We start from the raw sequence: 13,326 nt of genomic DNA, 5'->3' as shown, positions 1-13,326 counted from the left end.
GAAGCTTATACACAGCCTCTTACTTTTTTTGTTGCTCTCATATAAACGATAACACTTCTTCATACACTCCTGGTTTTGCAACTAACACACTGCTCTTCTCTATGATAGAAAGTGGCGCTCCAGAGAATGTCGTCACCTTACCTCCAACTTCTTCTACAATTATCTGTCCTCCGCCAAAATCCCATGGTGATAATCTCGGCGTTATATATGCATCTATTCTTCCTGTTGCAACGTATACCATCTCTAACGCTGCACAGCCATATGATCTTGTGCCCCTTGCTTTCTTAACAAGTGCCATCATACTTTCCATATTAAGCAATGGATTATCTGTAAGCCATATCGCATTTAAAGCTACAATACCTTCCTCTACAGTTCCTTTTTTCAATGGAGGAATTGATATATCATTACAAAAAGCTCCAGATCCCTTGACTGCATGATATAGTTCATCATGCACTGGATCATATATAAGTCCAATCTTTCCGATACCGTTCTCATAAATCCCAATTGAAATCGCAAAATTTCTTTTTTGATGAACAAAGTTCATCGTGCCGTCAATTGGATCAATTAACCAAACAACCCCGTCAGAAGACGTTATCTCGTCTCCATAACCCTCTTCTCCTAAAATACTATGATTCGGGAATGTTTCTTTAATTTTCCCAATTAAAAACTGTTCTATCTCTCGGTCCATATTTGTAACTAAGTCAGCTGCATTTGATTTTGTTTCTATAATAAGTGCTTTTTTCATTGATGCCATTAAATGCTCTCCTGCATCCCGAATCCACCGTTTGGCGTGTGCATCAATGTCTTTCCATACTTCTTGCATGTTTAAACACTCCGATCTATACTGTTCACAGAAAAAACGAACCCTTTATAAGGTTCGCACCAACTAATTTTTTATACATATACTATTATTACGCTTCTAAACGAATCATTTCAAGTCTTAACACTTCTAACTTTTGTACACACTCTTCTTTTTTCTGTTTATCATCTTCCATCATCGCATCATATAAAGTTGCTAATTCATAATCTAGCTCCAAACGTAGCACCGGTATTCTCTTTTCAGCATCTGTTCTCTTTAACGCATTAATCACCTGTCTCATATTATTTGCCTCCTCCCAATATTCGTCTGCCCTCGGACTAGAATTAATTCAATTTTCTGATTTTTTGTTTTATACTATACTATGTTGGATAAATCATCTATGCAACAAAATTATATTTTTTTATTTAAATTTTTTTGTGCTGTTTTTTTTATGAATAGTACAAGCTATGCTAAAATAAAAGCAAAATAGGAGTTGGAGGAACAATCATGACAATACAAACATTCAAGTCAACTGATTTTGATGTCTTTACAGTTGATGGTCTCGAAGAACGAATGAGTGCAATTAAAACGAACATTCATCCTAAGCTAGAAGCTTTAGGGGAACAATTTGCAGAATACTTATCCAAACAAACTGATGAGAACTTTTTTTATCATGTTGCAAAACACGCACGCCGCAAAGTCAATCCACCAAACGATACTTGGGTTGCTTTTTCAACAAATAAACGAGGATATAAAATGCTACCGCATTTCCAAATCGGCTTATGGGGTACTCATGCCTTCATATACTTTGGTTTAATCTATGAGTGTCCACAAAAAGTTGAGACGGCTCATGCCTTCTTAGAACATTTAAATGATTTAAAAACAAATATTCCAAATGACTTCGTTTGGTCCATTGACCATACTAAACCAAGTGTGAAATTACATAAAACACTTGAAACCGAAGACTTACAAAAGATGATTGAACGACTAGCTACTGTAAAAAAAGCAGAATTATTAGTTGGTATTCATATATCACCAGAGGAGTTTTCAGCAATGACCAACGAACAATTCCTTGCTAAGATTGAATCTACGATGCAATCACTCCTTCCTTTATATGCACTTTGTAATCGATAGTAGAAAACGGACAATTTATATTGTCCGTTTTTAGTTGTTATCACATTATATCACTTCAGTTTTTATTTTTCAAAATATTTTTTACATTTTTACAAGCTTTTGTTCTTCGACTTCTTTTGCCCTTTGAATAGCACGATATATAGAGTATCCACTTACTTCTTGAAATTCTTTATCAATTTTCTTTTCTTCTGCTTTCGATGGAACAATCTCTTTAAAACGACGATATAAACCCATTAATTCTTCTCTTACAATCCCTTTTTCATAAGCTTTCTCAATCGCTTCATAAAACTTAACAATTGTAACCATTTCCTCATTTGACCAATCATAATCTAACGGATATTGATATTCCATTTCGCACCTCATTTATCATTTCTTCTTGTTTCATTATGCTATCTTAAAGAGAATATTTTATTCTTCATTATAGCCACTCTGCATTATACACTATTTATTCATTTTAATGGAATTGTCTTCCTCTATTCATTAGTTGAGGCTAACTATTAAACATACTCACCTTAAAAACATTTTTTTCTATACATCTATAATTATTGGTGATATAATGCTTTTGTTTTATAGAAAATAAAGTGAAGCTACCATCTCAAAAACGATTTTTTGAATGGCAGAAAAACAAGCCTTATTCTAAAAAAGACTAAACTTTTTTAGAGCAGGATTATATAAAACAAATTATACTAAATATTATGAAGAAGAAGGGGTGTATAGATTGTCCCAATACGAAACACCATTGTTTACCGCTTTAGTTGAGCACAGTAAGCGAAATCCAATTCAATTCCATATTCCTGGTCATAAAAAAGGACAGGGCATGGATCCTACATTTCGCGAATTTATTGGGCATAATGCATTAGCAATTGATTTAATTAATATTGCGCCACTCGATGATTTACATCATCCAAAAGGTATGATTAAAGAAGCACAGGATTTAGCAGCCGCTGCATTCGGTGCAGATCATACTTTCTTTTCTATTCAAGGTACAAGTGGCGCTATTATGACAATGGTGATGAGCGTTTGCGGTCCTGGTGACAAAATCCTAGTACCACGAAACGTGCATAAATCAGTAATGTCAGCTATTATTTTCTCAGGTGCAAAACCAATTTTCATGCATCCTGAAATCGATCCGAAGCTCGGTATTTCTCATGGAATCACAATTCAATCTGTCAAAAAAGCACTTGAAGAGCACTCAGATGCAAAGGGCTTACTTGTTATTAACCCAACGTACTTTGGGTTTGCTGCAGACTTAGAACAGATTGTACAATTAGCACATTCTTATGACATCCCTGTACTAGTTGACGAGGCTCATGGTGTTCATATTCATTTTCACGATGAATTGCCGATGTCAGCGATGCAAGCTGGGGCAGATATGGCAGCAACAAGTGTTCACAAATTAGGAGGCTCTTTAACTCAAAGTTCTATTCTTAATGTGAAAGAAGGCTTGGTGAATGTAAAACATGTCCAATCTATTATTAGCATGCTTACGACTACATCAACTTCTTACATCTTGTTAGCATCCCTTGATGTTGCGAGAAAACGTCTTGCTACAGAAGGAACAGCACTCATAGAACAAACAATACAATTAGCTGAACATGTTCGTGATGCTATAAATTCTATTGAGCATCTTTACTGTCCTGGAAAAGAAATGTTAGGTACAGATGCTACCTTTAACTATGATCCTACAAAGATAATTGTATCTGTAAAAGATTTAGGTATTACCGGCCACCAAGCTGAAGTATGGCTTAGAGAGCAATATAACATTGAAGTAGAACTCTCAGATCTATACAACATACTATGTCTTATCACTTTGGGAGATACAGAAAGTGATACAAATACACTTATTGCAGCATTACAAGATTTAGCAGCAACATTTAGAAATAGGGCAGATAAAGGTGTTCAAGTACAAGTAGAGATTCCAGAAATTCCAGTGCTAGCACTTTCTCCCCGAGATGCTTTTTATTCGGAAACAGAAGTCATTCCATTTGAAAATGCAGCGGGGCGTATTATAGCTGATTTTGTTATGGTTTATCCGCCAGGGATTCCAATCTTTACTCCGGGGGAAATTATTACACAAGAAAACTTAGAGTATATTCGTAAAAACTTAGAAGCAGGTTTACCTGTACAAGGTCCTGAAGATATGACATTACAAACATTACGTGTTATTAAAGAGTACAAGCCTATCAGTTGATAGGCTTTTTTTTCACCTTTTCTCCTTTTCTTCATACGATACTAAAGAATGTAACGTATAGGTGGGGATACTATTATGATTGTAATAGGCCGTTCTATTGTACATCCTTATATTACAAATGAATATGAGCCATTTGCAGCAGAGAAACAACAAATTTTATCAATAATGGCAGGAAATCAAGAAGTTTATTCCTTCCGAACAGCTGATGAACTCAGCTTTGATCTCAATTTACGAGTTAATATTATTATCTCTTCACTAGAGCTTTTTCAAAGTGGTTTTCAGTTTCGTACATTTCAACAATCCTTTTGCAACCCCCAGTATTGGAAAAGAACATCCCTTGGAGGATTCGAGCTTCTTCCAAACATACCACCTTCTATTGCCATACAAGATATTTTCAAAAACGGAAAACTATATGGAACTGAATGCGCAACCGCTATGATCATTATTTTTTATAAAGCTTTACTATCATTGTATGAGGAAGAAACTTTCAATCGTCTATTTGCAAACCTTTTACTTTACACATGGGACTACGATCAAGATCTAAGACTCATAACAAAAAACGGTGGCGATCTTGTTCCAGGTGACCTCGTTTACTTTAAAAACCCACAAGTGAATCCAGCTACGATTGAGTGGCAAGGAGAAAACACAATCTATTTAGGAAATTTCTTTTTTTACGGACATGGCGTAGGTGTAAAAACAAAAGAAGAAATTATTTATTCATTAAATGAACGACGAGTTCCTTACGCTTTTATTTCAGCTTTCTTGACCGATACTATTACCCGTATCGATAGTCGTATAATGAGCCAATACGCTTCTTCTAGTACACCACAGACCTCCATAAGCTTTATTCCGATTAGGGATGATGCAATCGTTGCAACAGTTGGTCATACAACTACAATTTATTAAAAAAGCGCCTACACATGTAGGCGCTTTTTCTTATTATTAAGCTTTTGTATGTTCTTTATGGTCACATTCGCAATGAGATCCACATTTCCCGTATAGTACTGTTGATTTTTCATCTTCAAAATGTCCAATTGTTCCTTCACATACTTGGCATACGATTGTTCCCATTTTCATTTCCCCCTGAGTTTTAATAGTAATCTATTTATTTATCATTAAGCTTTCGCATTATCTTTTCTAGCACAGTCACAATTTGTTCCACATTTTCCGTAAAGTACTGTCGTTTTCTCATCTTCAAAATGTCCGATTGTTCCTTCACATACTTGGCATACGATTGTTCCCATTTTCATTTCCCCCTAAGTTTATGGTCCTAAAAACTTTTAGCTGTCCATTTCCTCTCAATTATTGGGCTTTTGTATGCTCTGTGTGATCACATCCGCAAGATCCACATTTCCCGTAAAGTACTGTTACTTTCTCATCTTCGAAGTGTGCAATTGTACCTTCACAATCTTGACATACGATTGTTCCCATTTTTCATTTCCCCCTAAGTTTATAATCCCAAAAACTTTTTGTAACCGCTTAACTTTCTGTCTTTATTTTAATATGTTATACTTTTTACGTCAATAGGTTTTTAGTATAACACATTAAATATTTTCAATTTAAATTAGTATGCAATATTCAAATGAAAAAACAGCCATATTTATAAGTACGACTGTTTCACATTAATTATTCTTCATATTCCGCATGTAAAGAAGTTGACGGAACTAGAAATTTGAAAAATTGAGCTAACTCCTTTGCTTCCTCTTCTGATCCTAATTTAAAAATCTCCTGTATATATTGAACATTCTCTACATCATCTCGTCCGAGTAAAGTAGACCTTCCTGTTTGCATACAAACAATGAGCGGCTTTCCAAAAAACATATTTGTATAAATAACACCAAAATCATAACGTGTATCATGTGTCATAAACCCTAAAAATCGTACCTTCACACTTTCATGCTCATCATACAATTTTTCAAACATTGGTTTCCACCTTTCTATATCACGTTTCATTACTAGTATATTAAACAAAACATGTAATACTCCTTTTAATTGTCAAAAAATTCAGTAGGATGTAGAATGATAGTATTCTACTAAGTTAGGGGGAACTTATATGCAACACGCCTTTATTACGCTTGTACCTAAATCCAACCAACAATCAGTTTCAATAGATGATATAAAACAACTTTTTCATTATTATAAAACAGTTACTTCTAAAACTGGTGCCCAAATTAATTACACGTATACAAATACCGCTTTTCCTTATGAAATTTTAGATACATCTACAACAACATTAAAACTTCAATCCAATCACGACCGCTATGACTCAATTTATATTGGTGTTGGTATAGAAAATGAACAATCTTTCATCCAAGTTTCTTTACCACCTAATGCAACATTTGGTGACAAAGGGAAAGCAAATGAATTTTGCCGTTTTTTAGCGAAGAAATTAGAAGGAGAGTTACAATTATTTAATGGAAGAACAATGTATTTTTATAAACGCTAATTTAAAAAATAGATAATATGATTAAAAATAGTATACAATTTGAACATGTAAGAAATAAAGCTTGCTTTCTCACGTGCAATACAAAATATGCTATTACATAGGCTAGATATAGGAATACGAAAAAAAGAATAACTTTATAATGAAACTTATCACCATTCGATAATGTTAATACAGTGGAAAAGCCACTCCATAGTAGTAAATGATAAAATATAACATGTAATATTTTCATGGAACCTTCTCCTTTGACATGCTCTATTTTATTAATATATGGGGTTAAGTTTGAATCAATTACATATTATAGGATGATATACATTACCTTTGAAGTAAGTTACGCCTGAATCATTTGTTAAAGTATTATATATTCATTCGACAAGTACGTTTAAAGACCTTGCAGGTCATTTGATGAAAATAAAAATAGCCCCTCTCTTACAATAAGAGAGGGGCTATTTACATTACTTAATTATTTTACAATGTGAATTGGCATTCCAAGAGCAACTTCAGCTGCTTCCATTGTGATTTCACCTAATGTTGGGTGAGCATGGATTGTTTGAGCGATATCTTCAGCTGTCATTCCAGCTTCGATAGCTAAACCAATCTCAGAGATAATATCAGAAGCACCTGCACCTGCAACTTGAGCACCTACAAGAAGACCATCTTCTTTACGTGTTACAAGTTGTAGGAAACCGTCAGTGCTGTTTAATGATAATGCACGACCGTTAGCAGCGAATGGGAACTTAGATACAGTTACAGTCATTCCAGCTTCTTCAGCTTGTTTTTTAGTGTAACCAACAGATGCTAATTCTGGATCAGTGAAGCATACTGCAGGGATTCCGATGTAATCGATAGCTGATGCATGGCCACTAATTGCTTCTACAGCTACTTTACCTTCGTAAGAAGCTTTGTGAGCTAATGGTGGTCCAGGAACGATATCACCGATTGCATAGATGTTTGGTACATTTGTACGACATTGCTCATCGATTTCGATGATGCCGCGGTCAGTCATTTTAACTCCAACTTGCTCAAGACCGATTTCTTGAGTGTTTGGACGACGACCTACAGTTACTAATACGTAATCTGCTTCTACAGTTTGGATTTCACCGTTAACTTCAAAGCTAACTTTTACGCCAGTTTCTGTTTCTTCAACGCCTTTAGCCATAGCTTTTGTATGGATATTTACGTTACCTTTTTTCTGTAGAGCACGTTTAACAACAGAGCTCATAGCTTTTTCGAAACCAGCTAAGATTTCGTCGCCAGCTTCTACTACAGTAACTTCTGTACCGAAGTTAGCATATGCAGTACCTAATTCCATACCGATGTAACCGCCGCCGATTACAACAAGTTTTTTAGGAATTTCAGGTAAGCTTAAAGCACCTGTAGAGTTGATAACACGTTTAGAGTATTTGAATCCTGGAATTTCGATTGGTGTAGAACCAGTTGCAAGAACAGCATTTTTAAACGTATAAGTTTGAGCTGCATCTTCAGTCATAACGCGTAATGTATTAGCATCTACGAAGTAAGCTTCACCGCGAATGATTTCAACTTTGTTACCTTTAAGAAGGCCTTCAACACCGCCAGTTAATTTCTTAACTACGCCGTTTTTCCATTCTTGAACTTTTGTAAAGTCAACTTTTACGTTTTCTGCAGTAATACCCATGTCATCAGAATGCATTGCATTCTCATAACGATGACCTGCATTGATTAACGCTTTTGAAGGAATACATCCAACGTTTAAGCATACGCCACCAAGGTTAGCTTTTTCAATGATTGCTACCTTTTGACCTAATTGTGCTGCACGAATTGCCGCAACGTATCCACCAGGACCTGCACCAACAACGACTGTATCTAATTCAATTGGGAAATCTCCTACTACCATTGTTATTACGCCTCCATTACTAATAATTGTGGGTCATTCAATAGACGTTTAATTTGGTTTAACGCTTTTTGAGCAGTTGCACCGTCAATTAAACGATGGTCAAAGCTTAGAGATAATGCTAATACTGGAGCTGCAACAATCTCACCGTTTTTCACAACTGGTTTTTCAGCGATACGGCCGATACCAAGGATTGCTACTTCTGGGTGGTTGATAACTGGAGTGAACCATTGTCCACCTGCAGAACCAATGTTTGTAATTGTGCAAGAAGCACCTTTCATTTCAGCTGGAGCTAGACGACCTTCACGTGCTTTACCAGCAAGATCATTGATCTCGTTAGAAATTGTGAAGATAGACTTACGATCTGTATCTTTAACAACTGGTACTAATAGACCTTTGTCTGTATCAGCTGCGATACCGATGTTGAAGTAATGTTTATGAACTACTTCTTGAGATGCATCATCTAAAGAAGTGTTTAACATTGGGTATTCACGTAATGCAGATGTTAAAGCTTTAACAACGTACGGAAGGTAAGTTAATTTAATACCTTTGTCAGCTGCTACTGCTTTGAACTTCTTACGGTGAGCAACAAGTTCTGTTACATCTACTTCGTCCATTAATGTTACGTGAGGAGCTGTGTGTTTAGAGTTAACCATTGCTTTCGCAATCGCTTTACGGATACCACTCATTTTCTCACGAGTTTCTGGATATTCACCAGCTGGGATTGGTTGTGCTTTTGGTGCTTCTTCTTTCGCTGCTGCTGGAGTAGCTTCTACTGCTGCTGGAGCCTCAGTTGCTGCTACAGTTTGTCCACCATTTGCAAATGCATCGATGTCAGCTTTTACGATACGGCCATTCTTACCAGTACCAGATACTTTATGAATGTCTACACCTTTTTCACGAGCGTATTTACGAACAGATGGCATAGCGATTACGCGCTCATTTACTACTTCTGCAGTTGCTGCTGGAGTAGCTTCCGCTGCTGGAGCTTCTACTGCTGCTTCTTCAGCTTTTGGAGCTTCATCATGATCGTCACCTTTAAATTTAAGGTTTTCGTATCCAGGAGCATCAAATTTAATTAATGTATCTCCTACGATTGCAACTGTTCCTTCTTCTACAAGTACTTCAAGTACTTTACCTTTAACAGGAGAAGGGATTTCTACTACTGCTTTATCATTTTGTACTTCAAGAAGTACATCGTCTTCGTTTACTTCATCGCCTGGTTTAATAAACCATTTTACGATTTCACCTTCGTGGATACCTTCACCGATATCTGGTAGTTTAAATTCAAATGCCACGGAATTCAGCCCCCTGATTCATTTCATTATTATGGAATATGTACAAAAGAAACCAGCATGTGCTGATTTCTTTTGCACATGAAAAGCTAAAAATTAGAAGTTCATTACTTTGTTTACAGCTTCAACAATATCTTTGTGGTTTGGTAACCATACGCTCTCTGCTTGAGAGAATGGGAATACTGTATCAGCAGCTGCAACACGTACAACTGGAGCTTCTAAGTTTAAGATTGCACGGTCGTTAATTTCCGCTACAACGTTAGCTGCAATACCAGCTTGTTTTTGAGCTTCTTGAACTACAACTACGCGACCTGTTTTTTCAACAGAAGCGATGATTGTTTCGATATCTAATGGTTGAACTGTACGTAAGTCAACAACCTCTAAAGAGATACCTTCTTTTTCAAGTTCTTCAGCAGCTTTTAATGCAGCGTGAACCATAGCGCCATAAGCGATAACAGATACATCTGTACCTTCACGTTTGATATCAGCTTTGCCTAAATCAATTGTGTAATCACCTTCTGGTACCTCTTGACGGAATGAACGGTACAATTTCATATGCTCTAAGTAGATAACTGGATCGTTGTCACGAATCGCAGAGATTAAAAGACCTTTAGCGTCGTATGGAGTAGATGGAATAACAACTTTTAGACCAGGTTGTTGAGCCACTAATCCTTCTAAGCTATCAGCATGTAGTTCAGGAGTATGAACACCACCACCGAATGGAGAACGAACTGTTACTGGAGCAGTCCAACGTCCACCAGAACGGTAACGCATACGAGCTAATTGACCAGAAATTGAATCCATTACTTCATAAACGAAACCGAAGAATTGGATTTCTGGAACTGGACGGAATCCTTCAAGTGCAAGACCAACTGCAAGTCCACCAATACCAGACTCTGCAAGTGGAGTATCCATTACACGATCTTCACCAAATTCAGCTTGTAAACCTTCAGTAGCACGGAATACACCGCCGTTTACACCAACGTCTTCACCAAATACAAGTACGTTAGGGTCATTTTTCATTTCAACGCGTAAAGCATCAGTGATTGCTTGAATCATTGTCATTTGAGCCATGGCTTACTTCGACTCCTTTTCTTTGTAGATTTCATATTGTTCAGCTAAGTTGTAAGGCATTTTTTCGTACATGATTTCCATTAAATCAGTTACTTTTTGTTTTGGAGCTTGGTCAGCCTTAGCAATTGCTTGTTTGATATCTTCTTTTGCTTCTTCGATTACTGTCTCTTCAACTTCTTGAGACCATAGGCCTTTAGCTTCTAAGAACTTACGGAAGCGTACGATTGGGTCTTTTTGTTCCCATTCGTTTTCGATATCTTTTGTACGGTAACGAGTTGGGTCATCACCAGCCATTGTATGTGGACCGTAACGGAATGTTAAAGTCTCGATTAAAGTAGGGCCTTCGCCATTTACTGCGCGCTCACGAGCGAAAGCAGTCGCTGCGTATACAGCTAGTGGATCCATACCGTCTACTTGAATTCCGTAAATACCTGCTGCTACTGCTTTTTGTGCTACAGTTTTAGCTGCAGATTGCTTTTCTACTGGAGTAGAGATTGCATAACGGTTGTTTTGAACAACGAAGATTGCTGGAGCTTTAAATGCACCTGCAAAGTTCATACCTTCGTAGAAGTCACCTTGTGAAGCACCACCGTCACCAGTGTAAGTAATTGCAACAGATTTTTTACCACGTAGTTTCATACCTAACGCAACACCAGCAGTTTGGATGATTTGCGCACCGATAATGATTTGTGGAGCTAATGCATTTACATTCTCAGGCATTTGGTTACCCATGAAGTGTCCACGAGAGAATAAGAATGCTTGGTATAATGGTAATCCGTGCCATACTAATTGTGGTACATCACGGTATCCTGGTAAGATGAAATCTTCTGCTTCAAGTGCGAAATGACTTGCTAATTGAGAAGCTTCTTGTCCAGCTGTAGGTGCGTAGAAACCTAAACGTCCTTGACGGTTTAAAGAAATAGAACGTTGATCTAATACGCGAGTATACACCATACGACGCATTAATTCTTTTAATTGATCATCAGATAATTCAGGCATAGCTGCTTCATTCACAACTTCACCGTTTTCATTTAAAATTTGTAATGTTTCAAATTGAGCTGCGATAGCTTTCATTTGCTCATCAACATTAAATAGGGTCTTTTTTGTTTTAGTACCCATTCCGTTCACCTCTTCCTCTCTTGAACCATATTCTGAAACGCTTTCACTGGCTATTTTCCAGTTTAAAAAGCGCAACGATGTAAACCAACATGTTTGTCTGTCGGTTGAGAATAATTTTGTGTACCTAACAATCTGTACTAATGTTTTTTCAGAAACATATTAATACAATCTTGATCACGTTTTTTAGTTTACAACTATTCTAATTACGATGTCAATTACTTTGAATACGTTTTTTTATAAATAATATGCAGGTTTCTACTACACAAACGTGTTTTTATTTTTTACATCTGTATTAGTAAGCATTGACCTACTGTTATATTATTCCCTTTTTCACTTATTTTTTCTCTTAGAATAATATGTAAACGATTTAATTCTCTTTAGTTTTTCTCTCTTCGTAACAAAAATATACAAACTACTCTTCCTTTTTTAGGTAAATACCTATACATTTCCACCCTCTCTTCCATACATTATAGTAACCGCAGTATTAGCGGGAAATGATAAAGGAGGTCATCTCATGTACGGATACTCATATTGCTATCCAACTTGTTCATATCCTTCCTACGGTTATGGCGGTTCTTGTGGCGGGTCTGGACGCGGCTTCGCCTTAATCGTTGTGTTGTTTATTCTTTTAATTATCGTTGGTGCTGCTTGCATTCGCTAATGTAAAACGAAACAACTATGGAAAGAAAAAGACGGCTTTGCCGTCTTTTTCTGTTTATCACATACATAAATACTCTATAATAGAACGATTTCCAAAATGCCTTCCCTTTCTTGCCGATGACTTTTTCCATCTCCTTTGGTAGACTAAAGAGGAAAGGAGAGATTACATATGCTTACAATGAAAGATGTTATTCGCGAAGGAGATCCTATTTTGCGCAACGTTGCAGAAGAGGTGTCATTACCGGCAAGCGAAGAAGATACAACTACCTTAAAAGAAATGATTGAATTCGTAATAAATAGCCAAGATCCTGAAATGGCTGAAAAATATAGTTTACGCCCTGGAATCGGATTAGCGGCTCCGCAAATCGGTGTTTCAAAAAAAATGATTGCAGTTCATGTAACCGATGCGGACGGTACATTATATAGCCATGCATTATTCAATCCAAAAATCATTAGCCATTCTGTTGAACGTACATATTTACAGGGTGGTGAAGGCTGTCTATCTGTAGACCGCGAAGTACCTGGTTATGTTCCTCGTTATACAAGAATTACAGTAAAAGCAACTTCTATTAACGGAGAAGAAGTAAAATTACGTTTAAAAGGTTTACCAGCAATCGTATTCCAGCACGAGATTGACCATTTAAATGGAGTTATGTTCTATGACCATATTAATAAAGAAAATCCTTTTGCCGCTCCTGATGATTCCAAACCTCTAGAGCGATAATAAAAAGGCGGAAG

18 protein-coding genes are annotated in these 13,326 nt (G+C 36.6%); 6 read left to right on the top strand and 12 right to left on the bottom strand.

The annotated features are described in order from the left end of the window. Positions 1 to 37: 37 nt before the first annotated feature. Together ACTFRH_RS16775 and ACTFRH_RS16770 are read right to left on the bottom strand one after the other, a co-directional pair. Complete coding sequence (locus ACTFRH_RS16775) at positions 38 to 823, bottom strand: inositol monophosphatase family protein (protein ID WP_001158708.1); 786 nt, start codon at positions 821 to 823, stop codon at positions 38 to 40. 88 nt (positions 824 to 911) lie between these two features. Beyond that, positions 912 to 1,100, bottom strand: a complete 189-nt coding sequence (locus tag ACTFRH_RS16770) for a hypothetical protein (RefSeq protein ID WP_001250164.1) — start codon at positions 1,098 to 1,100, stop codon at positions 912 to 914. A gap of 206 nt (positions 1,101 to 1,306) precedes the next feature. Between ACTFRH_RS16770 and ACTFRH_RS16765 the strand changes: the two genes are divergently transcribed. Beyond that, positions 1,307 to 1,933 (top strand): YktB family protein, encoded by a 627-nt coding sequence (locus ACTFRH_RS16765; RefSeq protein ID WP_000155317.1) that lies wholly within the window; start codon positions 1,307 to 1,309, stop codon positions 1,931 to 1,933. A gap of 81 nt (positions 1,934 to 2,014) precedes the next feature. On the opposite strand, the gene ACTFRH_RS16760 is transcribed toward ACTFRH_RS16765, so the two are convergent. After that, a complete protein-coding gene (locus tag ACTFRH_RS16760; RefSeq protein ID WP_000456557.1) occupies positions 2,015 to 2,284 on the bottom strand; it encodes a UPF0223 family protein in 270 nt (89 codons plus the stop codon). 367 nt (positions 2,285 to 2,651) lie between these two features. Here ACTFRH_RS16760 and speA point away from each other — a divergent pair, with 367 nt between their 5' ends. Together speA and ACTFRH_RS16750 are read left to right on the top strand one after the other, a co-directional pair. After that, positions 2,652 to 4,124 (top strand): arginine decarboxylase, encoded by a 1,473-nt coding sequence (gene speA, locus ACTFRH_RS16755; RefSeq protein WP_000084899.1) that lies wholly within the window; start codon positions 2,652 to 2,654, stop codon positions 4,122 to 4,124. A 75-nt stretch (positions 4,125 to 4,199) separates the two neighbouring features. Further along, complete coding sequence (locus ACTFRH_RS16750) at positions 4,200 to 5,030, top strand: protein-glutamine gamma-glutamyltransferase (protein ID WP_000635343.1); 831 nt, start codon at positions 4,200 to 4,202, stop codon at positions 5,028 to 5,030. Between the two features lie 36 nt (positions 5,031 to 5,066). On the opposite strand, the gene ACTFRH_RS16745 is transcribed toward ACTFRH_RS16750, so the two are convergent. The 4 genes from ACTFRH_RS16745 to ACTFRH_RS16730 all read right to left on the bottom strand — a co-directional run bounded on the left by ACTFRH_RS16745 (position 5,067) and on the right by ACTFRH_RS16730 (position 6,047). Further along, complete coding sequence (locus ACTFRH_RS16745) at positions 5,067 to 5,195, bottom strand: GapA-binding peptide SR1P (RefSeq protein WP_000536796.1); 129 nt, start codon at positions 5,193 to 5,195, stop codon at positions 5,067 to 5,069. 44 nt (positions 5,196 to 5,239) lie between these two features. Continuing rightward, on the bottom strand, positions 5,240 to 5,368 hold the full coding sequence (locus tag ACTFRH_RS16740) for a GapA-binding peptide SR1P (protein WP_000536803.1): 129 nt from the start codon (positions 5,366 to 5,368) through the stop codon (positions 5,240 to 5,242). Positions 5,369 to 5,426: 58 nt separating this feature from the next. After that, on the bottom strand, positions 5,427 to 5,555 hold the full coding sequence (locus tag ACTFRH_RS16735) for a GapA-binding peptide SR1P (RefSeq protein WP_000536778.1): 129 nt from the start codon (positions 5,553 to 5,555) through the stop codon (positions 5,427 to 5,429). Between the two features lie 195 nt (positions 5,556 to 5,750). Continuing rightward, positions 5,751 to 6,047, bottom strand: coding sequence for a DUF3055 domain-containing protein (locus ACTFRH_RS16730; protein ID WP_000462038.1), 297 nt, complete (start codon positions 6,045 to 6,047; stop codon positions 5,751 to 5,753). 130 nt (positions 6,048 to 6,177) lie between these two features. Between ACTFRH_RS16730 and ACTFRH_RS16725 the strand changes: the two genes are divergently transcribed. Continuing rightward, the gene (locus tag ACTFRH_RS16725) at positions 6,178 to 6,570 is read left to right on the top strand and encodes a DUF1885 family protein (RefSeq protein WP_001163299.1); all 393 of its coding nucleotides are present in this window, start codon (positions 6,178 to 6,180) and stop codon (positions 6,568 to 6,570) included. Position 6,571: 1 nt separating this feature from the next. Here ACTFRH_RS16725 and ACTFRH_RS16720 read toward each other — a convergent pair whose 3' ends face one another. The 5 genes from ACTFRH_RS16720 to pdhA form a co-directional block, all read right to left on the bottom strand. Next, positions 6,572 to 6,799 (bottom strand): hypothetical protein, encoded by a 228-nt coding sequence (locus ACTFRH_RS16720; protein ID WP_000697469.1) that lies wholly within the window; start codon positions 6,797 to 6,799, stop codon positions 6,572 to 6,574. Between the two features lie 231 nt (positions 6,800 to 7,030). Further along, a complete protein-coding gene (gene lpdA, locus ACTFRH_RS16715; protein WP_000260108.1) occupies positions 7,031 to 8,443 on the bottom strand; it encodes a dihydrolipoyl dehydrogenase in 1,413 nt (470 codons plus the stop codon). Between the two features lie 5 nt (positions 8,444 to 8,448). Further along, complete coding sequence (pdhC, locus tag ACTFRH_RS16710) at positions 8,449 to 9,738, bottom strand: pyruvate dehydrogenase complex dihydrolipoyllysine-residue acetyltransferase (RefSeq protein WP_000863422.1); 1,290 nt, start codon at positions 9,736 to 9,738, stop codon at positions 8,449 to 8,451. Positions 9,739 to 9,831: 93 nt separating this feature from the next. After that, a complete protein-coding gene (gene pdhB / locus ACTFRH_RS16705; protein WP_000068168.1) occupies positions 9,832 to 10,809 on the bottom strand; it encodes a pyruvate dehydrogenase complex E1 component subunit beta in 978 nt (325 codons plus the stop codon). 3 nt (positions 10,810 to 10,812) lie between these two features. Further along, positions 10,813 to 11,928 (bottom strand): pyruvate dehydrogenase E1 component subunit alpha, encoded by a 1,116-nt coding sequence (pdhA, locus tag ACTFRH_RS16700; protein WP_000536895.1) that lies wholly within the window; start codon positions 11,926 to 11,928, stop codon positions 10,813 to 10,815. A 514-nt stretch (positions 11,929 to 12,442) separates the two neighbouring features. Here pdhA and ACTFRH_RS16695 point away from each other — a divergent pair. Further along, positions 12,443 to 12,589 (top strand): YjcZ family sporulation protein, encoded by a 147-nt coding sequence (locus tag ACTFRH_RS16695; protein WP_000274562.1) that lies wholly within the window; start codon positions 12,443 to 12,445, stop codon positions 12,587 to 12,589. 168 nt (positions 12,590 to 12,757) lie between these two features. Then, positions 12,758 to 13,312, top strand: coding sequence for a peptide deformylase (def, locus tag ACTFRH_RS16690; protein WP_000957048.1), 555 nt, complete (start codon positions 12,758 to 12,760; stop codon positions 13,310 to 13,312). Positions 13,313 to 13,326 lie beyond the last annotated feature (14 nt).

It is taken from the genome of Bacillus cereus group sp. MYBK216-1 (assembly GCF_051916495.1).
Taxonomy (GTDB): Bacteria; Bacillota; Bacilli; order Bacillales; family Bacillaceae_G; genus Bacillus_A; species Bacillus_A thuringiensis_K.
The sequence above is the reverse complement of the archived record's forward strand: the minus strand, read 5'-3'. Positions and strand labels throughout refer to the sequence as shown.

Excerpts from the sequence above, each read along its gene's own strand:
- ACTFRH_RS16770 (WP_001250164.1), bottom strand. The coding sequence starts at position 1,100 with ATGAGACAGGTGATTAATGCGTTAAAGAGAACAGATGCTGAAAAGAGA.
- ACTFRH_RS16725 (WP_001163299.1), top strand. The coding sequence starts at position 6,178 with ATGCAACACGCCTTTATTACGCTTGTACCTAAATCCAACCAACAATCA.
- pdhA (WP_000536895.1), bottom strand. The coding sequence starts at position 11,928 with ATGGGTACTAAAACAAAAAAGACCCTATTTAATGTTGATGAGCAAATG.
- ACTFRH_RS16750 (WP_000635343.1), top strand. The coding sequence starts at position 4,200 with ATGATTGTAATAGGCCGTTCTATTGTACATCCTTATATTACAAATGAA.
- def (WP_000957048.1), top strand. The coding sequence starts at position 12,758 with ATGCTTACAATGAAAGATGTTATTCGCGAAGGAGATCCTATTTTGCGC.
- lpdA (WP_000260108.1), bottom strand. The coding sequence starts at position 8,443 with ATGGTAGTAGGAGATTTCCCAATTGAATTAGATACAGTCGTTGTTGGT.
- ACTFRH_RS16775 (WP_001158708.1), bottom strand. The coding sequence starts at position 823 with ATGCAAGAAGTATGGAAAGACATTGATGCACACGCCAAACGGTGGATT.
- ACTFRH_RS16740 (WP_000536803.1), bottom strand. The coding sequence starts at position 5,368 with ATGGGAACAATCGTATGCCAAGTATGTGAAGGAACAATCGGACATTTT.
- ACTFRH_RS16695 (WP_000274562.1), top strand. The coding sequence starts at position 12,443 with ATGTACGGATACTCATATTGCTATCCAACTTGTTCATATCCTTCCTAC.
- ACTFRH_RS16730 (WP_000462038.1), bottom strand. The coding sequence starts at position 6,047 with ATGTTTGAAAAATTGTATGATGAGCATGAAAGTGTGAAGGTACGATTT.
- ACTFRH_RS16735 (WP_000536778.1), bottom strand. The coding sequence starts at position 5,555 with ATGGGAACAATCGTATGTCAAGATTGTGAAGGTACAATTGCACACTTC.
- ACTFRH_RS16745 (WP_000536796.1), bottom strand. The coding sequence starts at position 5,195 with ATGGGAACAATCGTATGCCAAGTATGTGAAGGAACAATTGGACATTTT.
- ACTFRH_RS16760 (WP_000456557.1), bottom strand. The coding sequence starts at position 2,284 with ATGGAATATCAATATCCGTTAGATTATGATTGGTCAAATGAGGAAATG.
- pdhB (WP_000068168.1), bottom strand. The coding sequence starts at position 10,809 with ATGGCTCAAATGACAATGATTCAAGCAATCACTGATGCTTTACGCGTT.
- ACTFRH_RS16765 (WP_000155317.1), top strand. The coding sequence starts at position 1,307 with ATGACAATACAAACATTCAAGTCAACTGATTTTGATGTCTTTACAGTT.
- ACTFRH_RS16720 (WP_000697469.1), bottom strand. The coding sequence starts at position 6,799 with ATGAAAATATTACATGTTATATTTTATCATTTACTACTATGGAGTGGC.